Origin of the sequence: Undibacterium sp. Ji22W, from assembly GCF_049340305.1 — a bacterium.
In the GTDB taxonomy this organism is placed as follows: Bacteria; Pseudomonadota; Gammaproteobacteria; order Burkholderiales; family Burkholderiaceae_D; genus Undibacterium.
On sequence record NZ_JBMPOU010000002.1, the window covers coordinates 643,771 to 667,119 of the forward strand.

Consider the following 23,349-nt stretch of genomic DNA (forward strand, 5'->3'; position numbering starts at 1 on the left):
GCAGGAGTCCAGTGTCTTCGGTTGATCAAACAACGCCACTGGATTCCCGCTAACAACACGCGGGAATGACGACATTTGCGGTACGTCTATTCCCTGTTGTACTTCAATTGCTTCTACCTATCTAATAATCGACGCTACAAAAATTAGGCGTACAGAAGCCCTATCGACAGATCAATTGATCATCGATTTCTACGCATTGAGGTTTTGATTTGTAGCTAGCTAATGCGGAAGCATCAAGCGATATCCAACCGCCGTTTCAGTTAATAAATATTTAGGCTGGGTAGGATCGTCTTCTAATTTTTGCCTCAGGTAACGCATGTATATCCTGAGATAATGACCGTTCTCGCCATGCGATGGCCCCCAGACTTCCTTGAGCAATTGTGGATTGGTCACCACTCTGCCTGCACTATTCACCAATACATTCAACAATCTGAATTCGGTCGGTGTCAGATGCACGACATCATCCGCTTTGGTCACCAATCTCGCCTTCATATCGATCTTCACATCGCCAAATTGCACGATGCCACTCACGTCAACGCCCGGTTGACGCTGCCGTCTCAAGGTCGCTCTGACTCTGGCTTGTAGTTCGCCAATCCCAAACGGTTTGGTCAGATAATCATCGGCACCGGCATCGAGTGCACGGATTTTTTCGACTTCGCTGACCCGTGCCGATAAGACGATAATCGGCACGCTAGACCAGCGTCGTACATCCTTGATGAAATCGATGCCATCACCGTCCGGCAAACCCAAATCGAGTATCACCAAATCAGGTTGTCTGGTGCCGGCATCAATCAAGCCCCGTTGCAAGGTGCTCGATTCATTCACCTGCCAGCCTTCTTCCTCCAAGGCTGAACGCACAAAACGACGAATCTGCGGTTCATCCTCAACTAAAAGTGCACTCGGTGTGCTAACGCTAGGATCTTTCGTGGTATGGCTGTGACTCATTGTTGTTCCTGTTTTTCAACGATCATGGCTAATGGTCGCTCGGTATGCAAGGCATTCATCATTTCAAAATCCGGCATTTGTGGCGGCACGCCTAATGGCAAAGTAAATAAAATACAAGCACCACCATCCGGTGATTTCGCCGCACGTATGTTGCCATGATGTGCTTCCACTATCGCGCGGCAAATCGCTAAACCTAAGCCTACACCGGGCTTGGACGATTCTCGCTCACCACGGGTAAATTTTTCGAAAATCGCTTCCTCTTTGCCCACTGGCAAACCCGGTCCGTTGTCATAGACCATCACTTGTAAATCGCTCTCGAGCAGATTCACGCTCAATGTGATGCGCGAACCCTCTGGTGTATATTTCGCTGCATTTTCTAACAAATTACAGAGAACACGTTCTATCAAGACCGCATCAAAATTCACTAATGGCAAGTCGTTCGCCAACAGCGTTTGCACTTGATGCTCTCTCAACTGCGGAGCGCTGATGCGTAACGCGCTGCCCACCACTTCTTCGAGTGGTTGCCACTGTAAATCCAATTTCACTTCGCCACTTTGTATGCGTGCCATATCCAGTAAATTCGCGACCAGTGCACTCATGCGCAGTGCCTCAGCGTACAGGGCTTGCGTCATATCTTGTTGTTTTTGACTGAGCTCAGGTTTCGATGTGCTCAGCGTTTCGGAGATGCCTACTATTGAGGTCAAGGGTGTACGCAAATCATGCGATAAAGCGGCCAAGAGAGAATTGCGCAAGCGCTCCGATTCCATGTGAAGTAAAGCGCCTTGTGCGATTTCAATATAATGCACGCGCTCTAAAGCGATCGCCGCCAACGCTGCAAAAGTATCGAGTTGTTGACGCTGTTCTGGGATCAAAATCCAACTACGGTTTTCCGGTGAAATCGCCAGCAGACCACGTGTACGCATCGGTGCGACTAGAGGTAAATAAAAGTACGGGTTCGAAGGCAAAGTATCGGTGCTGATACCCGCAGGTTCGACTTTATCAAAGGCCCATTGTGCAATCCCCATGTCCAAACCGCTCGCCATGGATTCTGGCAATTGCAAGCGCCCTTCATCATCAGGCAGTAACAAAATAGCTTTTGCACGAAAGGCCCTTTGTATTACCGCTTGCGTAGCTTCGGTGATTTGCTCGCTTTGCAAAAAGCCTGACAAATCACGCGCGAATTCATACAGAGCCAGCGAGCGTGCTTCACGATGTGAGGCGACTTTGGCTTGATATCTGAGGCCAGCAGTTAAATGTCCAGTGATCAAACCGACCGCCAACATGACGCCAAAGGTCATCACATATTGCAGATCGCTGACGGCAAAAGAGAAGCGCGGTGGTACAAAGAAAAAATCAAATGCCAACACGCCCACGACCGTCGCCAAAACCGAGGGGCCACGTCCGAAACGCACGGCGACCAATACCACCGTCAGCAGAAATAGCATCGCAATATTGACGAGATTAAATACCGCCAATAAAGGCGTTGCCACTACCGCAGTGAATACACTGGCGAGTGCCGCATACGCGTAGCGCAATGCGCGTCGTTTTCCTAGATTACCGTTTTCTAGCGGTACTGGCTTGACATCTGAGGTGCGAGTATCTGGATTAGCTTCAAGTTGATTTGATTCACCACCAATCTCAATCAAATCTAGATTATGGGCACGTGCCGCCAACTGCTGTGCCAATGTGGTACGCCAGTTGAATACCGCTTTGCGGCGGCCAATCACAATGCGTGAAAAATTGTATTGGTTGGCATAATCGACGATGGTTTGTGCAACATCATTGCCCGTCAATACGGCCGTCTTGGCACCTAAATCTTGTGCCAGTTTTAGATTCTTTAAAATACGTTCGCGTGCTGCCGCTGGCAATTTCTGCAGACTAGGCGTCTCAATATAAATTGCCTGCCATTCCGCATTCATTTGCTTAGACAAACGTGCTGCGCTGCGCACCACATGATCGGCATTGGCTTGAGGCCCTATGCAGACCAACAAGGCAGCATCCGTCTTCCACACCGCGTTAATTGATTTTTCTATACGATAGGCTTGGACATCATCTTCGACTCTATCCGCGGTACGGCGTAAGGCGAGTTCTCGTAAAGCGATTAAATTGCCTTTGCGGAAAAAATTCTTCGCGGCACGCTCGGCTTGTTGCACTTTATAGACACGCCCAGACTTCAAGCGAGCGAGTAATTCATCGGCCGGAATATCCACCAACACGACTTCATCCGCTTCGTCGAATATTGTATCGGGCAAAGTCTCAGCGACGCGAATGCCAGTGATACCACCAACTACATCGTTCAGGCTTTCCAGATGCTGGACATTCACCGTGGTAAACACATCGATACCGGCATCTAACAATTCATCGACATCTTGCCAGCGCTTAGGATGACGTGATCCCGGCGCATTCGAGTGCGCGAGTTCATCCATCAAGATCAATGCGGGCTGACGTGCTAAGGCCGCATCGATATCAAACTCATGTAGAGTCTTATCGCGATAGCTGATCGCTTTCAAGGGCAAGACTTCTAGTCCATCCAACAGTGCAGCAGTCTCATCACGCCCATGGGTTTCGATCACACCGACCAAGACTTCATCACCATTTTTCAGCAATTTATGCGCGGCAGACAACATCGCATAGGTTTTGCCGACCCCGGCGGAGGCGCCAAAATAGATGCGTAGTTTGCCACGCGTTGCACGCCGTTCCTGCGCCTGCACATGGGCGAGCAGGACATCAGGATCGGGGCGTTGGTCAGTGTTGATTCCCATAAAAATATGCGTGTTGTCGATTACACTAAATTACTTAACTTGCGGGAGTGCTAGATTCAACTGCAAAACATTCACACGAGCTTCGCCAAACAAACCCATGACAGGCTTCTGGGCGAATTGTTCTATCAGCGCACGTACCTGAGTTTCCGTCATTTTACGCTCACGCGCAATTCTAGGGACTTGATAATACGCAGCTGCCAAGCTGATTTCAGGATCCAAACCACTGGCTGATGCAGTGACCAAATCCACTGGAATCGCCTTCACATTGCCTGGATCAGCCGCTTTTAAAGCATCTACTCGTGCTTTGACATTATCCAACTGCGCAGCATTCGTCGTGCCTAAATTCGAACCACTAGAATTGACAGCATTATTCGCCATAGGGCCCGTCGCGGAAGGACGTCCCCAAAAAAATTGAGGAGAACTAAAGGACTGCCCGATCAAACTAGAGCCGACCACTTTGCCATTTTTGACGATCAAACTGCCTTCTGCCTGATCGTTAAAGGCGACTTTCGCGATGCCTGTCATGGCTAGTGGATAAGCAATTCCAACTACGACGGTCAGTCCCACAAACAGCATGACTGCTGGACGCAAAGTGGACAGGATAGAATTATTTGTACTCATGATGTTTCCTATATTTATGCAAATGAATCGGTTAAGCCAAATTCAAAAAAGTCAAAATCATATCGATCAATTTAATCCCGACGAACGGCAAGACTATCCCGCCCAGCCCATAGATCAGAAGATTACGACGCAATAACAAAGACGCACCAACTGCACGATATTTCACACCTCTTAATGCCAAAGGAATCAAGAACACAATGATCAAAGCATTAAAGATGACCGCTGACATAATGGCTGAATTTGGACTGGTCAATTGCATGATATCTAGCGATTTCAGTTGCGGATAAGTCGCAACAAATGCCGCTGGAATGATCGCAAAATATTTGGCGATATCATTTGCAATTGAGAAGGTGGTCAAAGAACCCCGCGTCATCAACATTTGCTTACCAATCTCAACGATCTCTAACAACTTAGTCGGATTAGAATCAAGATCCACCATATTGCCCGCTTCTTTCGCGGCTTGCGTACCAGAATTCATCGCTACCGCCACATCGGCTTGAGCCAAAGCAGGCGCATCGTTGGTGCCGTCACCCGTCATCGCAACTAGACGTCCTTCTGCCTGATAACTACGTATCAATTTCAATTTATCTTCGGGCGTGGCTTCTGCTAAAAAGTCGTCGACGCCGGCTTCAGCAGCGATTGCTGCGGCGGTCAACTTGTTATCACCCGTGATCATCACGGTTTTGATACCCATGCGACGCAATTCGGCAAAACGCTCTTTGATACCACCTTTGACGATATCTTTCAGTTCTATCGTACCCATGACTTTGCCATCGTCGACCACCACCAGTGGCGTGCTACCGCGACGAGAAATATCATCGACAGTCTTAGTCACTTCCGCAGGGAAAGCACGTCCTGCTGCGTCCTGAAACTTACGCACTGCATCAGCCGCGCCCTTTCGTACGACACGAACCACACCTTCACCGATATCGACACCACTCATGCGTGTCTGTGCAGTAAATTGCACGAAGTTCGCTTGCAAAGAAGCCATCTCACGTTCACGTAAATTGAAACGCTGTTTTGCCAACACCACAATACTGCGGCCTTCTGGTGTTTCATCAGCGAGAGAGGCGAGTTGCGCTACATCTGCCAATTGCACTGCCGTCACACCAGGCGCGGGGAAGAATTCTGATGCCTGGCGATTGCCCAAAGTGATGGTGCCGGTTTTGTCCAGCAACAAGACATCAACGTCACCCGCAGCTTCCACTGCGCGACCAGAAGTCGCAATCACATTCGCTTGCATCATACGACTCATCCCTGCGACACCAATCGCTGACAACAAGCCACCGATCGTCGTCGGGATCAAGCAAACAAGTAAAGCGATCAAGACTGTGATGGATACAGGTGCAGAACTTAAACCTAAGGCGGTTGCGGCGCTCACGCTAAACAAAGAAAACGGTAACAAGGTCACAGTCACGACTAAAAATATGATCGTCAAGGCAATCAGCAAAATCGTCAATGCAACTTCGTTCGGTGTTTTTTGGCGTTTAGCACCTTCGACCATGGCGATCATGCGATCAATGAAGGCTTCACCCGGATTGGAAGTGACGCGCACCACCAACCAGTCAGACAGTACACGGGTACCACCAGTGACCGATGAAAAGTCACCACCCGATTCACGGATCACAGGCGCAGACTCACCAGTGATGGCGCTTTCATCCACGGTCGCAACACCTTCGATCACTTCACCGTCAATCGCGATCACATCATTGGCTTCGACCAAAAACACATCACCTTTGCGTAAATCTTGCACGTTCGCTGGCAACCAAGTTGTACCATGTTTCGGTATTGCCAATTTCTTGGCGATTGTGGATTGCTTTAAGCCTTTCAATGAGGCCGCTTGTGCTTTGCTGCGACCTTCAGCCAGTGCTTCGGCAAAGTTCGCAAACAAAACCGTGAACCACAACCAGATAGAGATCGCTAGAATAAAGCCTGCATCAGCTTCGCCCTTACCGAGCAAGGCTTGCACATACAGCATACTGGTGATAATGCTGCCGACATACACCACGAACATCACTGGACTACGTAATTGCGTACGTGGCGTCAATTTGCGGAAAGCATCGATAATGGCGGGCTTGATCAGCTTCGCATCAAATAGCGCCAGACGATTTTTCGTACTGGCAATATCCACGCTAGCGACTTGTTCAGCCTTAGCGCCGGTTAGATTTTTTTGTAAATTCGTATTAGACATCAGATTCTCCTAAGGCTTAGCGTGGACTTGCTGAGCTAAACATTTGCAAATGTTCGACCACAGGTCCCAAAGCCAAAGCGGGTACATAATTCAACACACTGATTAACACCACGGTGCCAGCTAACAGCGCGATAAACATAGGGCCATGGGTAGGCATCGTGCCGGCATTCACTTCCAAGCGTTTTTTCGCTGCTAAGGAACCAGCAATCGCGAGCACCGGAACGATGACGGCAAAGCGTCCAAACCACATCGCAATCGCCAACATAATGTTGTAGAACGGCGTGTTGGAAGACAAGCCAGCAAAGGCACTACCATTGTTATTCGCCGCTGAAGTAAAGGCGTACAGCACCTCAGAGAAACCATGCGCACCAGGATTTAAGATACCTGCACGACCAGCTTCACTCATGACAGCGCTTGCCGTACCGGCCAACACCAAAATCGGTGTCACCAAGATCGCGATGGAAGTCATTTTCATTTCGTAAGCTTGAATCTTTTTCCCCAAATATTCTGGGGTGCGGCCTATCATCAAACCAGCAATAAACACGGCGAGAATCGCGAAGATCAACATACCGTATAATCCAGAGCCAACACCACCAAACACCACTTCACCAAATTGCATGAAAGCCAGTGGTACTAAACCACCGAGCGGCATTAAAGAATCATGCATAGAATTCACCGCACCACACGATGCTGCTGTCGTCACTGCCACAAATAGAGTCGAAGCGCTGATGCCAAAGCGACTTTCTTTGCCTTCCATATTGCCGCCAGCTTGAAAAGCGCTCTGCGCTTGGTCGATGTTCAGAGCAGCGTAGGCAGGATGGGCTTGCTGTTCAGCCGCCATCACACCTAGAGTCATCACCACAAACAGGATACTCATAGTGGCAAGTACTGCGATGCCTTGACGCTGATCACCGACCATGCGACCGAAGGCGAAACACAAGCCAGCTGGGATCAAGAAGATCGCAATCATTTGGAAGAAGTTGGTCAAGGCTGTTGGATTTTCAAACGGATGAGCTGAGTTCATATTGAAGAAACCACCACCATTGGTGCCCAACATTTTGATCGCTTCTTGTGAAGCAACCGGCCCCATTGCCAAGGTTTGGGTCTTGGTCGTCAAGGTTTCCATGACAGGCGCGCCCTTGTCGTCTTTCAATGCTTGTCCATCAGGACCATTGACAGGCTGACTGTACGTTAAGGGTTCAATTAACTGCACTTCTTTGTACGAGGAGAAATTTTGAATCACGCCCTGACTGATCAGGAAGGTCGCGAAGATCACCGACAGCGGCAACAACAAATACACCGTTGAGCGCGTCATATCAACCCAGAAGTTACCAATGGATTTAGAAGAGTGACGCGAGAAGCCGCGGATCAAAGCAAACACCACCGCAATCCCAGTCGCTGCGGAAAAGAAGTTTTGTCCAGCGAGCACCAACATTTGAGTCAAGTAGCTCATGGTCGCTTCGCCGACGTAGCCTTGCCAGTTAGTATTGCTGACAAAACTCACGGCGGTGTTAAAAGAAGAATCGGCACTGACATTCGCCATGCCTTGAGGATTTAAGGGTAACCAGAATTGCAGGCGTTGGACCGCATAGACCATCAAAGTACCAAAGGCATTGAATACTAACAAAGCGATTGCATAGCCTTTCCAGCCCATTTCCTGATCGCTTTTAACACCCGCCAATTTGTATAAGCCACGTTCTAAATAGCCCAAGCAATTTAAACCAGAGACCTTGGCTTTTTCATCAGCGATCTGGCTAATTAACTTACCCAATGGATAGGCCAAGACCAGCAACACCACGAAGAAAACCAGCATTAAGAGTAAAGATTGACTAGTCATTACAGCTCCTCCGCATTTAACAATGCAACTACCAAATACACCAGCAATGCCGCCGCGACCACGCTGCCGATAACATAAAAGCTATTCATTATTTGCGCTCCTGTTTGTTATCCTGCTTGTTATCCATGCTGTGGCACATCGCCGCCAAAGCCACGACCAGCAAGAAGAATCCCAAGATTCCTCCTACATATAAAATATCGATCAAGTTTTCAATCAAGTTAGCCATCCCATCCTCCATAAGCATTTTCTGCAGATAGAAGGATAGTGAAAATGACGTAAGAATCTTGTTAAAAGAAGAGTGTTGGTTGTAAACAAAGTGTAAAAATTGAGGCGTTTCCTAACGCTTTTCTAATGAGCCCTATGTTAGGCTTTCGTATGACGATCACTTTTACCCAAATTTTTCCGCGATTACGAGCATGGTTAAGCCTGCTCTTATTGCTATCCATAGCGACTTTGCTGTCGTTTTTACTTAACCGTTATGTCAGCTTTACCAGCCAGGCAATGATCTTCGTGTTGGTCGTGACCATCGCCGCGTACCAATTAGACAGAGTGCAATCCGTGGTCTGCGCAGTACTTTCCGTTTTACTGTTGAACTTCTTTTTCGTGCCGCCGACTTGGACCTTCCATGTCGAGCAGCCTGAACATTTGATTGCGTTGGGGACGATGCTGATCGTGGCATTGACTATCAATCAATTGGCTACCCGCCTGAAGTTAGAAACTGTGCTCGCGCACCTCAACGAACAACGGGCACGCCAGCTGCAGGAGTTGGCGATACGCGTAGCGGTAACAGAAAGTGTCGCGGATATTCGCCACCTTGGCCAACAGGCATTTAACCGCGCCTTTGACGATCGAAGTTTATTAGCATTAACAGGTGACGACTTCAACAGTAAGACGCTTGGCGCAGCATCACAACAACAGATTGATGGTTTGCGATACTGCATGAAGGAAGCACAAGTTCTTGGCGCAGGTAGTCTACGTTGGGGCGAGCTGAATGACTGGTATATTCCGATAGGAAAGGCAGGCCAAATTATTGGCGCAGTCCTAATTCAGGCAGCACCGCGCGACGACACCGATGGACTAGAACACGCAAAGGCGATCTGTTCCCTCCTCGCGCAGGCATTCGAGCGATTGCAATTAAATACAAGCATGCAAACAGCGCAAAACGAAGCGCAGAAACAGCAACTTCAAAGCACCTTTCTCGCCGCGATTTCACATGATTTACGCACACCTCTGGCAGTGATGGTCGGCGCAGCGAGCGCACTACAAAGTCAGCGTGAAAAACTCGCCCCTGATCAGCAGGATCGTTTGCTAAAAAATATTGTAGATGAAGCGAACTACCTGACCAGTGTCACGGAAAACACCTTGCAGCTGGTACGTCTGAGCCAAGCTGAAAACAGTCTGCGGCGCGATTGGGAATCAATAGAAGAAATCGTCGGCGCTATCCTAGCCAGAATCAAACAGGGAAATAATGAAACACGTATTCAAGTTACGTTAGGAAAAGACTTGCCACTCATGCGTCTCGACCCTGTGCTGATTGCCCAGTTACTCAGTAACTTATTAGACAATGCTTTGAAATATAGTGATGACATGGTGGAACTAGACGTCTGCGTTCAACATGAAACGCAGCCTGCATCATTACAAGTGGCTATCAAAGATCGCGGCCCAGGCATTCCCGACTCGGAACATGACAGTATTTTTATAGCCTACTCACGCTTGGCGCAGCACGATCAGGCAAATCAACGCAGTGCTGGTTTGGGTTTAGCAGTTTGTCGTGCGATTGCCCAAGCGCATGACGGTAATCTAGTCGTGAAAAATAGGGATGGTGGCGGCAGTTGTTTCTTACTCTCGCTGCCCATTCCAGCGCTACCAAATTTCAATCCCGAATTAGCCACAAATATTCTATGACGATCCGTGTACTCATCGTTGAAGACGATAAAGAAATTCGCAATCTGATACGTGCAAGCTTAAACGTGGAGGGCTTCAATGTACAGACTGCGACGTCCATTAGCGAAGCGAGTGCGATGCTACAGCATGATTTACCCGATCTACTATTACTTGATCTGGGACTGCCCGATGGTGATGGCGAAGAATTAGTGCGGCATCTACGCTTACAACACAGTTTACCGATTTTGATTATCTCTGCTCGTCATCAAGAAGCGCAAAAAATTCGTTTACTTGATGCCGGCGCCGACGATTTTTTGGTGAAACCGTTTAGCGTCCCAGAACTCTTAGCGCGGATGCGCGTCGCCCTACGTCATCGAGGTACTCGCCTGACGGCTGCCATCACAGAATATACGCATCAAGATCTCCACGTGGATTTAGCGAAACATACAGTGAGCTTACGTAATCAGGTTTTACATTTAACCCCGACAGAGTTCAATTTACTCGCGCGCTTGGTACGCAGTGCCGGCTATCTGGTCACACACCGACAATTGCTCAGTGATGTCTGGGGACCAGAATACGTCGAGCATACGCATTATTTGCGTCTGTACATGGCACAGCTCAGAGCCAAGATAGAAGATCATCCGGCCGAACCACGTTATCTGCTCACCGAAACGGGAGTCGGCTATCGACTCGCTATTTCCGACGACCATTCCAAGGATAATTCCACTGCTAATTAAGATCCTTATGCCTTCCTAACACCCGAGCTAAGACAATAGGAACCTGTTCAATTTTTATCAGGTTCTTATGAGCTCAATAACGGATAGTCAACATAGCCAACGCGAAAGCGTGGCAGCACTGACCTTGGGCGCCCTCGGCGTCGTGTACGGCGATATCGGTACTAGTCCCTTGTACACCATGAAAGAAATTTTTAGCCCGCATACCGGCGTTCCGCTGGATGCACAACATATCATTGGTGTGGTGTCGGTGATTTTTTGGGGCTTGATGATGGTCGTGACGCTCAAGTATGTGACGTTGATATTACGCGCCGACAATCGCGGCGAAGGTGGCATCATGGCCTTAACTGCTTTAGCCAGCAAAGCGGCGGGGAGTACGCATGGGCGTCGGGTTGCGTTGCTATTGATCGGCGTGTTGGGCGCAGCTTTATTTTATGGCGATAGCGTGATTACCCCCGCGATTTCGGTATTAAGTGCAGTCGAAGGCCTAGAAGTAATTTCACCGCAATTCAAACCCTATGTTTTACCGATTTCAGCGACCGTTTTGTTGGCATTGTTTGCGATGCAACGCTATGGCACTGCAGTGGTTGGCAAATTGTTTGGCCCCATTATCGTGCTCTGGTTTGCCGCATTGTCGATTGTTGGTATCCACCAAATTGCCCAGGAACCGGCGATTTTGTCTGCCTTAAATCCGGTGCATGCGATTCAATTTTTGTGGGCGCAAGGCGCACATGTTTTCATTGTCGTCGGCGCGGTTGTACTAGCATTTACCGGTGCCGAGGCACTGTATGCGGACATGGGGCATTTCGGCAAGAAGCCAATCCGTCTGGCTTGGACAGGTTTGGTTTTACCAGCACTGGCCTTGAATTACATGGGGCAAGGAGCATTGTTGATGCATGACGCAAGTGCTATCGATAATCCCTTCTTTCAATTATTCCCTGATCAGTTATTAGTGCCAGCGGTGATTTTGGCCACCATCGCAACGGTGATTGCTTCGCAAGCAGTGATCTCTGGCGCCTATTCAATGACCAAGCAAGCGATGCAACTTGGCTTGCTGCCACGCATGCGCGTGCACTTTACTTCCGTCAAAGAAATTGGACAGATTTATATCCCCAGCGTGAACTGGATCTTATTGGCAGGTGTGTTACTGACAGTATTCGGTTTTGGCAGCTCTTCTGCGATGGCTGGCGCTTATGGCATCGCGGTGACGGTCACGATGTTGATCACGACTTTGCTAACTTTTTTTGTGGTCAGACATGGTTGGCGCTATCCCCTGCCTCTGGCACTGATTGCGACCGGCGTGTTCCTGGCTTTGGACGCATTACTGGTAGTCTCCTGTTCTTTGAAAATTATCGAAGGCGGTTGGTTCCCATTAATTCTGGGCGCGCTAATTTTCACCATCATGGCGACCTGGCGCCGTGGGCGCGAACTGCTGATCAAGCATATTCAGCAAGATGATCCTGAATTGCTGCCTTTCATCACCGCCTTATCCGCTGATAATATGCATCGCGCAGCGCGCACGGCAATTTACGCTGTGGCAAATCCCGATACGGTGCCGCAAGCACTCATGCATAATCTCAAGCATAATCAAGTGCTGCATGAACGCAATCTGATTTTGACAGTGGTGTTTCATGATGTGCCATGGATCGAAGACAAGGAGCGGGTACAGGTTGAAGAGTTAGTACCTGGATTCTGGAAGGTGAAAGTCAATTACGGTTTTAAAAACGAACCTGATTTACCGAAAGCCTTGGAACTTTGCGAACAGCATGGTTTACCGATCAATTTATTCGAAACCTCATATTTCCTCAGTCGCGAAATCGTGGTACCTACCAAAGGCACAGGGATGGCACACTGGCGTGAACTCTTGTTCGCCTTAATGTCGCGCAACTCTCGCAGTGTGGTCGATTTCTTTCATCTGCCAAACAACTGTGTGATCGAACTGGGTACACGGGTACAGATTTGACTCTGTCAACATGTGTGAGGACAAAGCTGGCCTATCATCGCTTGATATCGCCAGCTTTGCATTCACTGACCGTAGCTTAAATCTTGTATCGCCTTCAAACGTCCATCTTCAAAAACCAGCAATTGCATGAAGCGTTGCGATCCAAAGTTATACACCCATTCTTCTATCTGAATTTCTACTTCACGCTCATATTCAACACCGCCACGCGTCACTTGTGGTGGCATGGTTGGCGCGAGCTGTGGATTTGTACTGCTCTGACGCACACCTAGCCGGCGACGCTCAACGCGCTGATCGCGCGTCATGGGATTGCCGCATTTTTGTATCACCTCAGTTTTGTGCATGCCGACATCAATCACATAAGAATTGCAACGAAAGGCGAGTGCCTGAGCAGAATCGGGCGCGCAAAGTCCTATCAGGCTGGCGCCAACAAGAATGGTGGAGAGGATTAGTTTCATCGTGCGACTCAAAAAAAGGACAGTTTATCCAGTCGGATTGATCATGCTCGAAAGTGCATAGCCTAGGATCAACGTCTGAGACCATAGCATGGTTGACGGCCGTGCATTGGCAAGGGAGATTGTTTGTGTAACCACGATCCGATCTCAAAACTAGCCACTTGTGCTCGTCAATATGAAGTTAGGTGCGAAACATTTACTTGACCAATCAAGTATATATCATTCATAATTCAAACATAATTCAAGCATCAATTAACCATACCCATACAAAGGTCCTTCATGAACAGCAATTCTCCGTCGATTTCACCTGCAATGCAGCTCCTCCTCAACTTAGCTTCTGTGCAAGCACGAATGCTCAGAAAAATCGATGCCCAGCTAAGCGCGCACGGAATCAGTTTCACTGAGTTCATGGTCATGCACCATTTATACCAAGCCCCTAATTACACTTTACGTCGTGTAGATTTAGCTGATAGCGTCAGTCTCACCGCCTCAGGTGTAACGCGCTTGTTGCTACCGATGGAGAAAATCCACCTGATCGAAAAAGAGCAAAACCCACGCGATGCCAGAGTGAGTCTGGTAAGGTTATCGGATGCAGGTATTGCACTGTTACAAGATGCCTTGGTGAGCTTTGAAAATAGTGCGTCAAATCTGACTAGCGGACTTGATAACTCACAAATCGAACAACTCGATCAATTAATGGCGCATATCAGATAAAACCAAGAGCTTTGTCAAACTAGTGTTAGCACTGGCGCAATGCTGGAGCAATGGGAGTTAATCGATAAAAAGACAAAACGCGCCAAATAGGCGCGTTTTGTATTGCGGTCAATTTGGAGAGGAATTAGGATCAAAGCACCAAACGAAAGCGTAGACTGGCATCAGCACCGCTTTTGCCAGGCAGTTCGCCGTTCGCTTGCATACCGAGCTTCTCTAGTACCCGAATCGAAGCGCCATTTTTTGACAGCACTAAGGCGTGCAACTCTTTAAAACGCCGCAATTGTCGAAAATGCGTAATCGCTGCGCCAGCAAATTCGGTTGCATAACCATTCCCCCATGCCGTTGGTGCAAAGCGATACCAAAGATTCGGCAAACATTCGCCAGCAAAATCACGCAGGCTGATGCCACCACAACCAATCAAGTACTCGGGTGCGACACTTAATCCTATCATCCACGGGCCAAAATCATGTGCTTGCCAATGCGCGATCCATTCGTTCAACATCACTTGCGCATCTAATTTGGAAGTCAACGCAGCCACAGGACTGAGCGCGGCAGTAAGTGGATCGGCATACAATTGGAATACAAAATCAAGATCAGTTTGTTGCGGCAAGCGGCAGTACAAACGTGTTTGCATGTAGGAACCTCCGCTACAAAATAGAGCCATGTGCTAGCGCCCCAGACAACTTGGCGCAGCCATTCATTCCCGAAATATCCCTTGAGAAGATCGACATAAATTATTCCTATACGACCGGAAAAATTCAAGCGATGCTCATAGCTGTCCGTATTTATAATTAAACTCGGTATCGCTCATCACTAACAACAAAATACATTCGAAAAAAGAGACTACTGCAGGAATTCCCGTCCAAAAGAAGATCAGGTACACCACGCCCCAACCTCCGCGATTAAGATAAAATTTGTGCGCGCCGAACCAACCTAAAAAGAAAGATAATAGCGCGGCTACAACTCTGCTTTTTCCATTCGCTGCCAATGGGCCGACGGCACTTGGTACTGGCATTTGTCGCACCCCACATTTAGGACAAATTTCTGCCAGGCTGTGAATTCCAGCACCGCAATCTCGACAAAATTTTTCTTCCATTGCTTCTTCCCGGGTTATTTAGTTGGATTCATTCATCATCGTAGGCTGAACAGCAAATAGTTGATTGGCGCACGATGATGTACAGATAACGCAACGAATATTATCTTTTTGAAAATGAGAGAGCAAGCATTTGTAGCGACTATTATTTTTCCAACATAGGTTAAATATTCAGAAAACACCGCGATTTGCACCGCAAACTTACAAATAGGCGGTGTTACGTACGAGTGAAGTGGGTTAGACTTAGATGAAATAAGAAATCCATCAATCTAGGCCAAGAATGAAGTCGAGTCAATTGCGAAATTCCGTCTCATCCACATCAAGAACACGTGATTGGGGAACTGTTGCCCGACTGTTGTTTAGCATCTTCATCATCATTGCCAGCGATCCATGTCGTGCTGCACAAGCAAAACCGCAAACCCCCATTCGTATTCAAGATTTAGAAAAGACGGGCGACCCGATTGCTGCCTACATAGTCGAAGTACTCGCATTAGCGATCCGAAAAAGTGGTGATGACTACATCATTGTCAAATCAACCGAAGCGACAATACCTCAAGCACGGCAAATTGTTGAAATGTCGCAAAATCAAGGCAAGCTCGACGTGATCTGGACCATGACCAGTGACGAGCGAGAACGACAAATTTTGCCAATACGGATTCCGATTGATAAAGGATTTTTTGGCTGGCGTATTGCCTTCGTTCACGCTGACAATCCGCAATTATTACAAGGCGTCAAAACGATTAAAGACTTGTCACAATTCCAGGCAGGGCAAGGTTTTCTGTGGCCTGACACTGAGATTTTACGGAGCAATGGTTTGCCTGTAATAACGGGAAGTGATGAAGCACTGGCGAATATGTTGCGGGCAAAACGTTTCGATTATTTTCCACGTCCGGTCATCGCGATTTGGAACGAACAAAAAAATCATCAATATCGCAACCTGGCAATCGATAAAACATTCATCTTGCACTACCCTACAGCCTTTTATTTTTTCGTCGCACCGAATCAAAAAAAACTCGCTGCGGATCTGACTCGCGGTTTAGAAAAAGCGGTTGCCGATGGTAGTTTTGAGCGCACCTTCAATCGCTATTTTCAACGTTTTATTCAAGATGCCGACATCAAAAATCGCGTCATTTTTGAGTTAAAAAATCCCCTCATCAATGACCGCAGTTTGCCTCTGCAGAATCCAAAATTATGGTTCAAACCCTAGCTTAAAAAATGCCGGATAGACCTACTGACCTCTTAGAAATATCCACTGAAGCACCCTGGCAATCAACCATCCAGACAACAGCGCAGTAGCCGATACGATTGCCACCAAAGGAAACATCACGATTGCGGCGCTTCCTTCTATCACCAGCAAACTCAGCAGCCCGAAAAGCGTCAACGCAAGCATCGCGCCAAACACAAATTGGCTATAGCAAGGACGGAACCAACTTGATATGCCACTCAAGATCAATGCCAGAAAAAATCCGATAGGCATATCCGCAGTGAGGATGGAAACGACTAAAAACAACGCGAAGGTCAATGCGCCATGAAGGTAAGCGTTGGAAAAAATTAGCGGCATCAAGCGCGGCATCATCATATCAATAATAGGTTTCTACAGCTGCTCACATTGATCAAAATCAATGGCGTACAAATTTAACTCTCTGTCACCATCCGGATGCGAGAACTTTTTTTCTAAACGCATACCTGATTTTTCCAGCAGCTTAGATGATGGCAAATTGTCGAGCCGGGTTGTTGCCACGACGCGTGGCAAATGTAACTGATCACGTGCGAAATCGAGTGTAGCAACCGCAGCCTCGAATGCATAACCGTGGCCGCAATAGTCGGGCAAAAATGCAAAGCCGATATCCGCATCATCAAGATAATCGCGTTTTGCCAAGCCGCACATGCCAATCGCGATTCCCATCTCTTTCAGTTCGACCACATAAAATCCGTACCCAAGCCGTGCATAATTTGCCATCGCGCCCTGCAAAATATAGTCACGCGCTTGGTCGAGTGTACGCACTCCACGATCACCAATAAAGCGCAACCATGAAGGATCGTTGAGTAAGGTCAACATAAACGCTGCGTCATCAACTGACATCTTACGCAAGATCAGACGGGGGGTTTCCAGAATTTTCATATCAACATGAGATCTAAAAAAACGATCATGAACTTACACACAACTAGACCATCATTTGAGTTACTAAATTAGTTACTAAATGAGTTACTAAATGAGTTACTAAATGAGCTTTCAATTAATTCTCGACTTGCATCTCGAACCAAGAAAACCTTAGTAAGAAACTCAGTCAACCACTAATGCTTGATATCGACCTTATCTTTCAATGCGTTTTTCAACTGCATCGTTTCGTCATACATGGTCTCAAAGTCCACCAGATTGAGCGTCATTCTCCATACGATTTGTGGTTTGGAACCTGGACTCATCGCCAGACGCACGGCGCGTTTGCAATTGGCGTAGTTGTCTATGGTCGCAGCATAATTGATTTGCAAACCCGCCGCCGCTTCGCACTGCGTCAACGGCGTAGCGTCTTTACCAGCACGTTTCTCTACCCATGAGGCCTCGGTAGTGCCGCGCACGGCGGCGGGTGTTCCGTATTTGGCCGACATATTTTTGACTAAGTCAGGTACCAAAACTTCCACGTTATAACGTTCACTACGGCTAAGCGCAACGACTTTAGAAGTTACGGGGCTAAATGCCACCATCAAAAAATCTGGTTCCAAATTTCTACCATCTTTTTTGTAGTGTGCGGTTGCGATACGCTCGGGCAAACCCGCTTCGGCTTTGAACGCACTCTTACGCCAAAAGTAATAGCCTTCGTTTTTCAGCGCCAACTCCATCTCAGCTTGTGTATCACCGATTTTTACACCGACGGTTTCCATCCCTTTAACCGTGGTCTGAGCTTGAGCGATATTGGTCAACATTGCGGTTGCCGTCGCCACAGCAAAGAGCGACCTATATAAATTTCGTTTGAGCATGTTCATATGAAATAGATTCTGAGTTGTGCGGCTAATCGGCTGCTTGGTAATTAAGGCTTTACAAACTTCAAGGTCATACGATCACTTTCACCGATCGCTGCGTAACGAGCGCGATTGTGGTCGCCATTCGCAAACGATGGCGGCAAAGACCAGACACCGTTGTGATAATCCGCCAGATCTTTTGGATTAGCATTGACTTCTGACTTAGCGGCTAATTTAAAGCCAGCCTCCTCTGCCAGACGAATCACATAAGATTCATGCACATAACCACCGCGTGCATCCGGTGCCTGACGCATACCAGCAGGTAAGCGATGATCGACAACACCAAACACGCCACCCGATTTCAGACTGGCAAAAACGGCCTTGAAAGCGGCACGTACGTCTTCATCGCCTTTACTCACCCAATTGTGTACATTGCGGAAAGTTAAGACCATATCGATACTGCCATCTTTGGCAAAATCAAATTTCTTCTTGGAGGGTTGGAACACTCCCATTTTTACTTTGTCGTACACCGCGGGATTAGAATCCAGCAGTTTTTTAAATAGCCGAGTATAGAAGCCTTCTTGGTCTTCGGTCAAAGGATCGCCAGCACCAATTAAAGTCCCATTTGCCCGCAAATACGGAGCGAGAATTTCTGTGTACCAGCCACCTTCAGGCACCAACTCTACGACGGTCATATTCGGTTTAATTCCAAAGAAACTTAAAGTTTCATAAGGGTGACGCGCCGCATCTCGGGTCGCATTGTCTTTGTTGCGGGTAGGCGCTGCCACGGCGGCTTTTAGTGCTGCATCTTCTGCGTACACGGGACTAGATAGTGCGGCTGCGGTGACTGTGGCCATCAGTACGGCGTAGATCCAATTTTTCATGTGTATCCTTTAGTGAATATTTGTTTGAGTTTGATTAAAGCATTAGCACCATGATGTGCTCCAGCTAGCCCGAAATCAAATGACATCATAATGCAATTTATATCTGCATAGATTTTTTGTTATGCCTTCTCACCGTTTTTTCGCTCTAGGAACTTTACACATTGACGTGACTGGAGCTTCGCGGTTATGTCAGTCCTATGCGTCGATAAGCATATCCATACGTTCTGCACTAGCCTATAATGATTTTTCATCCCGCACGACAAAAGCAATGTCCGCTTAAGGTACTTCATCTCACTTCTTCAAAGAGCTTTCCATGAACCACCCCGAACTAGCCTACCGCGCGACGCTGGCAGAAGCCTGTACTTGGTTGCACGCACAAACAGGCAAAACATGGAGCTTAGCGAGCTTGATCGCGCACGGTATTACGCCTTATGTTTGGTTGGACTATAACGATCAGTTTCCAGAGTTATTCGGCGATGCCACTGGCGGTTATGCAGCGCCTATCTTCTTTCAAGACGATACACAAAGATTAGCTGCAGGTAGTGCAGACGTGTTGATTACCATGACCAAAGATGCGGACAAGATAGCGATTCAGTTACCATCACCCGGCATAAGCGCGCCCTTAGACGATTTGCGCTTTCTGCGTAAAGATTTGAGCCGATTGTTGGAACAAATAAAGAAAGATGCGCTGCCTGCCAAAGAGCAAAAGCCGACAATCGTGGAATCAAATAAAGGCATCACCAAAGAACAAGCGATACTCGCTTTTGCTAGTCTGGTGAAGATCAATTTAGAAGCAGCTTTAATGAGTGGTGAAGCAATTTTTGGCGACGACGGTGCGCGCATCAAAAGCAGTACTAAAGCCGCGAAGAATAAATGGCTGTGGAATCCCGTGACGCTCGCGTTGGGTCTGAACGACAATTATCGCGTTCCTATGTCGCGTCTAAAGCGCGTATTCATGGAGCATGAATTTTTAATGCCTTGGACGGTGCAATGGCATGACACTTTAGCCTTGTTAGGCGAATAGCCAAACCGCATTTTCACGCAACCTACTCAACTACTAACAAAAAAACTCCCCTCTTTCTTGGGTCAAACGATGCACATGCACGATTATCTCAACTCAAAAGAGGCAGCCTATTTCACGCACTCCGTATCACGGAAGTACCCCTGTTGAGGAAGTTCTTTCCAATCAGGTGCTCACCACCCTGTGTGACAACTTAGTCCTGCATGGTTGGTCACAACACAATCTATTTTTATCCAAAGAACTCAATGCACTGTTGGCTGCCGAGTGCATCACCTTACATGAGACGAATGGCTTGAAACTCGCGCGTGTCGGTCAAGGCGATCAAATGACCCTACAAACGAGAATACGCAGCGATCAAATCGCCTGGCTACATGCCGGACAATCGATTGCATGCGACACCTATTTAGGAATGATGGAACGAGTGCGTGTCTTACTGAATCAAACTTTATATTTAGGACTAGACGACTACGAGAGTCATTTTTCATTCTACGCACCCGGCGCGTCATATAGCAAACACGTGGATCGCTTTCACAGTGATGATGCCCGTACTGTTTCTATCGTGATTTATCTCAACGATCACTGGCAAACAGAACAAGGCGGCGCACTGCGCTTACATCCTCTAGATTGTCCGACACAGGATATCTCACCAATGGCCTGCCGCATGGTGGTCTTTCTATCGGCCGAGATGCTACATGAAGTCTTACCAGCGACGCGGGACAGAATGTCTTTGACTGGTTGGTTTCGACGACGCACAAACGCTTAAGAATTCATTCATCATCTTTCACCGATCCTGTTCGAAGGTTTTTTCCATGACTCAATTCTGCACGCCTTATCACGCAAATAATCAACAAAAACCGGCTGGTTAAAAATTCAAAAATTTGCCATTGTTGAAAAATATTCAATTACTATACTACTCACACGAACCGCGGCATTAGCTGCAATATCATCCGCAGTATCAAGGTCAACAAACGACATAAAGAAAATCTCTGTTGATTTCGAAAAGGCGGATGGCGGTCTCGTTAACATCCAATTGAAGGAGTATAAAATGAATGGTTTTGAGAATGTGGGTGCCTTACCTTGGTCCTACTCATGGGTAGTCGTGTTGGTATTACTCGTGCTGGCATGGCGGCGCGTACTTTGGTTTTTTGGTGTCATTATCATCCCCGACAATATGATCGGGCTGGTGACCAAGAAGTTCGTTCTATGGGGTGATCACAAAGATCTGCCACCCGGAAAAATCGTGGCCTTAAACGGCGAAGCAGGTGATCAAGTCGATACCCTGGCGTCCGGCGTGCACTATGCTTTATGGCCATGGCAATACACGGTTGTGAATGCAGAATTAACGATCATCCCTGAAAATTTTATCGGCATGGTCGAGTCACGTGACGGTAGTCCCTTGAACGATGGCGACATCATCGGCAAGCATGTCGATTGCGATATGTATCAAGATGCCCGCGCCTTTCTATCTGGTGGTGGCCAACGTGGCCCACAAGGTTTGGTAGTACCAGAGGGCTCGTATCGTATCAATACTTTGCTGTTCCGCGTGAACAAAGAACCCGTCACTTCTATCGAAAAAAATCAGATCGGTATCGTAGAAGCTCATGGTGGCTCGCCAATTCCGAATGGTCGCGTGCTGGCACGTCATGTTGAATCGAATATGTTTCAGGACGCGCAGGCATTCTTAAACGGCGGTGGCGAACGTGGCCCGCAAATCTCGGTCGTACCGAATGGTCAGTACCGTATCAATCCGCGCCTGTTTAGCGTGAAAGCCGTGAATGTCATCGACGTGCCAGACAATATGGTCGGGGTCGTCACGACCAAAGAAGGCGCACCGCTAAATACTGGTGAGATCGCGGGTAAAGAAATCGCGAATCACAATATGTATCAGCATGGGCAAGCGTTTATCGATGCAGGTGGCTATAAAGGTTTGCAAGAACAAGTCATTTTGGCGGGTCGTTATTTTATCAATCCTATGTTCGCGACTGTGGAAATCGTCGAGATGACTAAGGTACCTATCGCCAATGCGGGCGTAGTGATCGCCTATGTCGGTGGTGAAGGTGAGGATGTCACAGGCGATAGTTTTAAACACGGCAATCTGGTTAGAAAAAGCCAAAAAGGCGTGTGGGTAGAGCCGCTCGATCCAGGCAAATATCCTATCAATCCTTACACCCATAAAGTGGAATGCGTGCCGACTGCGAACGTGGTGTTGAACTGGGCGACGGGTAAAACCGAAGCACATAATTTGGATAAGAATTTATCGACGATTACAGTACGTAGTTCAGACGGTTTCACCTTTAATCTGGACGTGTCGCAGATCATTCACATCCCGCGCACCGATGCACCAAAAGTCATCGCACGCTTTGGTAATGTGGCGAATCTGGTCACGCAAGTATTAGAACCGACTATCGGCAATTACTTCCGCAATACAGCGCAAGGTTCAGATGTGATCGACTTCTTAAAAGGTCGCGCACAACGCCAATCCGATGCTAAGAACCGTATCGCCGAAGCGCTGCGTGAATATAATGTGGTCGCAGTTGATACCCTGATCGGCGATATCTCGCCACCAGATGCTTTGATGAAAACGCTGACCGACAGAAAGATCGCCGAACAAGAACAAGTCACGTTTAAAACGCAGCAGCTAGCACAGGTAGCACGCAAGGAATTGGCGCAAGCCCAAGCGATCGCCGACACGCAATCCAAAGTGGTGGCAGCAGAACGTGAAGTTGAGATCTCACAATTCTCAGCCAGTGCGATGGTGAAAAAAGCAGAAGGTGATAAGAACGCTCGCGTGTTAAACGCCGAAGGCGATGCCCGTTCAAAAATCGTCAACGCCGAGGCGGATGCCCAAGTGTTTAGCGTAGTCGGTAAAGCTAAAGCCGAAAACACGCTGGCAGTTGGTACCGCCGAAGCCGAAGTTATACAACGTAAAACGACGGCAGTGGGACAAAGCAATTATGCGCTGATCGAAGTCGGCAGAGCTCTAGCAGAAGCCAAGATTCCTTTGGTACCGCAGATCATCGCGGGCGGCAATGGCGCAGAAGGTTCGGGCTCTTTGGTGAATGTCTTGTTGGCTAATTTGGTGAGTCAGAACTTGGCGGGCGCAACGAAGATCAATGAGCCTGTTGTTGAGTCTAAGGCCGCGAATAGTGGAAAAATTTAAGACGCTGGCCTAATGAAAATGGAGAGTACTTTTTTGGGTACTCACCATTCTCTTGGTAACATTAAATTTAACAAAGCATTTCTATGAATAAAGTTCAAGAACAGGATCAACAGACCTACAAGAATGATGT

At 47.8% G+C, this 23,349-nt stretch carries 22 protein-coding genes; 8 read left to right on the plus strand and 14 right to left on the minus strand.

Translation table 11 applies throughout. From position 1 onward, the window contains the following. Positions 1–219: 219 nt before the first annotated feature. The 7 genes from kdpE to ACO0KW_RS09685 are packed head-to-tail and all read right to left on the minus strand — an operon-like array spanning position 220 to position 8,582. Positions 220–945 carry a two-component system response regulator KdpE gene (kdpE, locus tag ACO0KW_RS09655; RefSeq protein ID WP_423052863.1) on the minus strand — a complete coding sequence of 242 codons (726 nt, stop codon included), beginning with the start codon at positions 943–945 and terminating at the stop codon, positions 220–222. Further along, complete coding sequence (gene kdpD, locus ACO0KW_RS09660) at positions 942–3,707, minus strand: two-component system sensor histidine kinase KdpD (RefSeq protein ID WP_423052864.1); 2,766 nt, start codon at positions 3,705–3,707, stop codon at positions 942–944. The genes kdpE and kdpD overlap by 4 nt, the downstream gene beginning before the upstream one ends. A gap of 30 nt (positions 3,708–3,737) precedes the next feature. Then, on the minus strand, positions 3,738–4,328 hold the full coding sequence (gene kdpC, locus ACO0KW_RS09665; RefSeq protein WP_423052865.1) for a potassium-transporting ATPase subunit KdpC: 591 nt from the start codon (positions 4,326–4,328) through the stop codon (positions 3,738–3,740). 31 nt (positions 4,329–4,359) lie between these two features. Next, positions 4,360–6,519, minus strand: a complete 2,160-nt coding sequence (gene kdpB / locus ACO0KW_RS09670) for a potassium-transporting ATPase subunit KdpB (protein ID WP_423052866.1) — start codon at positions 6,517–6,519, stop codon at positions 4,360–4,362. A 16-nt stretch (positions 6,520–6,535) separates the two neighbouring features. After that, positions 6,536–8,356: a potassium-transporting ATPase subunit KdpA gene (gene kdpA, locus ACO0KW_RS09675; RefSeq protein WP_423052867.1), complete on the minus strand. Its 1,821-nt coding sequence runs from the start codon at positions 8,354–8,356 to the stop codon at positions 6,536–6,538. Further along, on the minus strand, positions 8,356–8,445 hold the full coding sequence (gene kdpF / locus ACO0KW_RS09680; protein WP_423052868.1) for a K(+)-transporting ATPase subunit F: 90 nt from the start codon (positions 8,443–8,445) through the stop codon (positions 8,356–8,358). Before kdpF ends, kdpA begins: the two co-directional genes overlap by 1 nt. After that, positions 8,445–8,582: a hypothetical protein gene (locus ACO0KW_RS09685; protein ID WP_423052869.1), complete on the minus strand. Its 138-nt coding sequence runs from the start codon at positions 8,580–8,582 to the stop codon at positions 8,445–8,447. The genes kdpF and ACO0KW_RS09685 overlap by 1 nt, the downstream gene beginning before the upstream one ends. 134 nt (positions 8,583–8,716) lie before the next feature. Here ACO0KW_RS09685 and ACO0KW_RS09690 point away from each other — a divergent pair, with 134 nt between their 5' ends. The 3 genes from ACO0KW_RS09690 to ACO0KW_RS09700 all read left to right on the plus strand — a co-directional run bounded on the left by ACO0KW_RS09690 (position 8,717) and on the right by ACO0KW_RS09700 (position 12,937). Beyond that, positions 8,717–10,261, plus strand: a complete 1,545-nt coding sequence (locus ACO0KW_RS09690; protein ID WP_423052870.1) for a DUF4118 domain-containing protein — start codon at positions 8,717–8,719, stop codon at positions 10,259–10,261. Continuing rightward, positions 10,258–10,977, plus strand: a complete 720-nt coding sequence (locus tag ACO0KW_RS09695; RefSeq protein WP_423052871.1) for a response regulator — start codon at positions 10,258–10,260, stop codon at positions 10,975–10,977. The genes ACO0KW_RS09690 and ACO0KW_RS09695 overlap by 4 nt, the downstream gene beginning before the upstream one ends. 67 nt (positions 10,978–11,044) lie before the next feature. Next, positions 11,045–12,937, plus strand: a complete 1,893-nt coding sequence (locus ACO0KW_RS09700; RefSeq protein ID WP_423052872.1) for a potassium transporter Kup — start codon at positions 11,045–11,047, stop codon at positions 12,935–12,937. Between the two features lie 62 nt (positions 12,938–12,999). Here ACO0KW_RS09700 and ACO0KW_RS09705 read toward each other — a convergent pair whose 3' ends face one another. After that, positions 13,000–13,392 carry a DUF2845 domain-containing protein gene (locus tag ACO0KW_RS09705; protein ID WP_423052873.1) on the minus strand — a complete coding sequence of 131 codons (393 nt, stop codon included), beginning with the start codon at positions 13,390–13,392 and terminating at the stop codon, positions 13,000–13,002. 276 nt (positions 13,393–13,668) lie between these two features. Here ACO0KW_RS09705 and ACO0KW_RS09710 point away from each other — a divergent pair, with 276 nt between their 5' ends. Then, the gene (locus ACO0KW_RS09710; RefSeq protein ID WP_423052874.1) at positions 13,669–14,103 is read left to right on the plus strand and encodes a MarR family winged helix-turn-helix transcriptional regulator; all 435 of its coding nucleotides are present in this window, start codon (positions 13,669–13,671) and stop codon (positions 14,101–14,103) included. A gap of 130 nt (positions 14,104–14,233) precedes the next feature. Here the strand turns inward: ACO0KW_RS09710 and ACO0KW_RS09715 are convergent, their stop codons facing one another. Further along, positions 14,234–14,737, minus strand: coding sequence for a GNAT family N-acetyltransferase (locus ACO0KW_RS09715; protein ID WP_423052875.1), 504 nt, complete (start codon positions 14,735–14,737; stop codon positions 14,234–14,236). Positions 14,738–14,872: 135 nt separating this feature from the next. Beyond that, entirely contained in the window at positions 14,873–15,199 is a 327-nt protein-coding gene (locus ACO0KW_RS09720; RefSeq protein WP_423052876.1) for an NINE protein, read from the minus strand. A 277-nt stretch (positions 15,200–15,476) separates the two neighbouring features. On the opposite strand from ACO0KW_RS09720, the gene ACO0KW_RS09725 reads away from it, so the two are divergent. Then, the gene (locus ACO0KW_RS09725) at positions 15,477–16,403 is read left to right on the plus strand and encodes a hypothetical protein (protein ID WP_423052877.1); all 927 of its coding nucleotides are present in this window, start codon (positions 15,477–15,479) and stop codon (positions 16,401–16,403) included. Between the two features lie 21 nt (positions 16,404–16,424). On the opposite strand, the gene ACO0KW_RS09730 is transcribed toward ACO0KW_RS09725, so the two are convergent. From ACO0KW_RS09730 to ACO0KW_RS09745, 4 genes are all read right to left on the minus strand, one after another. Further along, positions 16,425–16,775 carry a hypothetical protein gene (locus ACO0KW_RS09730; protein ID WP_423052878.1) on the minus strand — a complete coding sequence of 117 codons (351 nt, stop codon included), beginning with the start codon at positions 16,773–16,775 and terminating at the stop codon, positions 16,425–16,427. Positions 16,776–16,790: 15 nt separating this feature from the next. Continuing rightward, positions 16,791–17,318, minus strand: coding sequence for a GNAT family N-acetyltransferase (locus ACO0KW_RS09735; protein WP_423052879.1), 528 nt, complete (start codon positions 17,316–17,318; stop codon positions 16,791–16,793). Between the two features lie 173 nt (positions 17,319–17,491). Further along, positions 17,492–18,118 carry a hypothetical protein gene (locus ACO0KW_RS09740; RefSeq protein ID WP_423052880.1) on the minus strand — a complete coding sequence of 209 codons (627 nt, stop codon included), beginning with the start codon at positions 18,116–18,118 and terminating at the stop codon, positions 17,492–17,494. A gap of 104 nt (positions 18,119–18,222) precedes the next feature. Beyond that, entirely contained in the window at positions 18,223–19,038 is an 816-nt protein-coding gene (locus ACO0KW_RS09745; RefSeq protein WP_423052881.1) for a class I SAM-dependent methyltransferase, read from the minus strand. Between the two features lie 313 nt (positions 19,039–19,351). Here ACO0KW_RS09745 and ACO0KW_RS09750 point away from each other — a divergent pair, with 313 nt between their 5' ends. The 3 genes from ACO0KW_RS09750 (at position 19,352) to ACO0KW_RS09760 (ending at position 23,219) form a co-directional block, all read left to right on the plus strand. Further along, positions 19,352–20,062 (plus strand): hypothetical protein, encoded by a 711-nt coding sequence (locus ACO0KW_RS09750; protein ID WP_423052882.1) that lies wholly within the window; start codon positions 19,352–19,354, stop codon positions 20,060–20,062. Between the two features lie 166 nt (positions 20,063–20,228). Next, positions 20,229–20,822, plus strand: a complete 594-nt coding sequence (locus ACO0KW_RS09755; protein ID WP_423052883.1) for a 2OG-Fe(II) oxygenase — start codon at positions 20,229–20,231, stop codon at positions 20,820–20,822. Between the two features lie 282 nt (positions 20,823–21,104). Continuing rightward, the gene (locus ACO0KW_RS09760; RefSeq protein WP_423052884.1) at positions 21,105–23,219 is read left to right on the plus strand and encodes an SPFH domain-containing protein; all 2,115 of its coding nucleotides are present in this window, start codon (positions 21,105–21,107) and stop codon (positions 23,217–23,219) included. Positions 23,220–23,349 lie beyond the last annotated feature (130 nt).

Coding starts and splice junctions, on each gene's coding strand:
- kdpE (WP_423052863.1), bottom strand. CDS start 945: ATGAGTCACAGCCATACCACGAAAGATCCTAGCGTTAGCACACCGAGT.
- kdpD (WP_423052864.1), bottom strand. CDS start 3,707: ATGGGAATCAACACTGACCAACGCCCCGATCCTGATGTCCTGCTCGCC.
- kdpC (WP_423052865.1), bottom strand. CDS start 4,328: ATGAGTACAAATAATTCTATCCTGTCCACTTTGCGTCCAGCAGTCATG.
- kdpB (WP_423052866.1), bottom strand. CDS start 6,519: ATGTCTAATACGAATTTACAAAAAAATCTAACCGGCGCTAAGGCTGAA.
- kdpA (WP_423052867.1), bottom strand. CDS start 8,356: ATGACTAGTCAATCTTTACTCTTAATGCTGGTTTTCTTCGTGGTGTTG.
- kdpF (WP_423052868.1), bottom strand. CDS start 8,445: ATGAATAGCTTTTATGTTATCGGCAGCGTGGTCGCGGCGGCATTGCTG.
- ACO0KW_RS09685 (WP_423052869.1), bottom strand. CDS start 8,582: ATGGCTAACTTGATTGAAAACTTGATCGATATTTTATATGTAGGAGGA.
- ACO0KW_RS09690 (WP_423052870.1), top strand. CDS start 8,717: ATGTTAGGCTTTCGTATGACGATCACTTTTACCCAAATTTTTCCGCGA.
- ACO0KW_RS09695 (WP_423052871.1), top strand. CDS start 10,258: ATGACGATCCGTGTACTCATCGTTGAAGACGATAAAGAAATTCGCAAT.
- ACO0KW_RS09700 (WP_423052872.1), top strand. CDS start 11,045: ATGAGCTCAATAACGGATAGTCAACATAGCCAACGCGAAAGCGTGGCA.
- ACO0KW_RS09705 (WP_423052873.1), bottom strand. CDS start 13,392: ATGAAACTAATCCTCTCCACCATTCTTGTTGGCGCCAGCCTGATAGGA.
- ACO0KW_RS09710 (WP_423052874.1), top strand. CDS start 13,669: ATGAACAGCAATTCTCCGTCGATTTCACCTGCAATGCAGCTCCTCCTC.
- ACO0KW_RS09715 (WP_423052875.1), bottom strand. CDS start 14,737: ATGCAAACACGTTTGTACTGCCGCTTGCCGCAACAAACTGATCTTGAT.
- ACO0KW_RS09720 (WP_423052876.1), bottom strand. CDS start 15,199: ATGGAAGAAAAATTTTGTCGAGATTGCGGTGCTGGAATTCACAGCCTG.
- ACO0KW_RS09725 (WP_423052877.1), top strand. CDS start 15,477: ATGAAGTCGAGTCAATTGCGAAATTCCGTCTCATCCACATCAAGAACA.
- ACO0KW_RS09730 (WP_423052878.1), bottom strand. CDS start 16,775: ATGATGATGCCGCGCTTGATGCCGCTAATTTTTTCCAACGCTTACCTT.
- ACO0KW_RS09735 (WP_423052879.1), bottom strand. CDS start 17,318: ATGAAAATTCTGGAAACCCCCCGTCTGATCTTGCGTAAGATGTCAGTT.
- ACO0KW_RS09740 (WP_423052880.1), bottom strand. CDS start 18,118: ATGTTGACCAATATCGCTCAAGCTCAGACCACGGTTAAAGGGATGGAA.
- ACO0KW_RS09745 (WP_423052881.1), bottom strand. CDS start 19,038: ATGAAAAATTGGATCTACGCCGTACTGATGGCCACAGTCACCGCAGCC.
- ACO0KW_RS09750 (WP_423052882.1), top strand. CDS start 19,352: ATGAACCACCCCGAACTAGCCTACCGCGCGACGCTGGCAGAAGCCTGT.
- ACO0KW_RS09760 (WP_423052884.1), top strand. CDS start 21,105: ATGAATGGTTTTGAGAATGTGGGTGCCTTACCTTGGTCCTACTCATGG.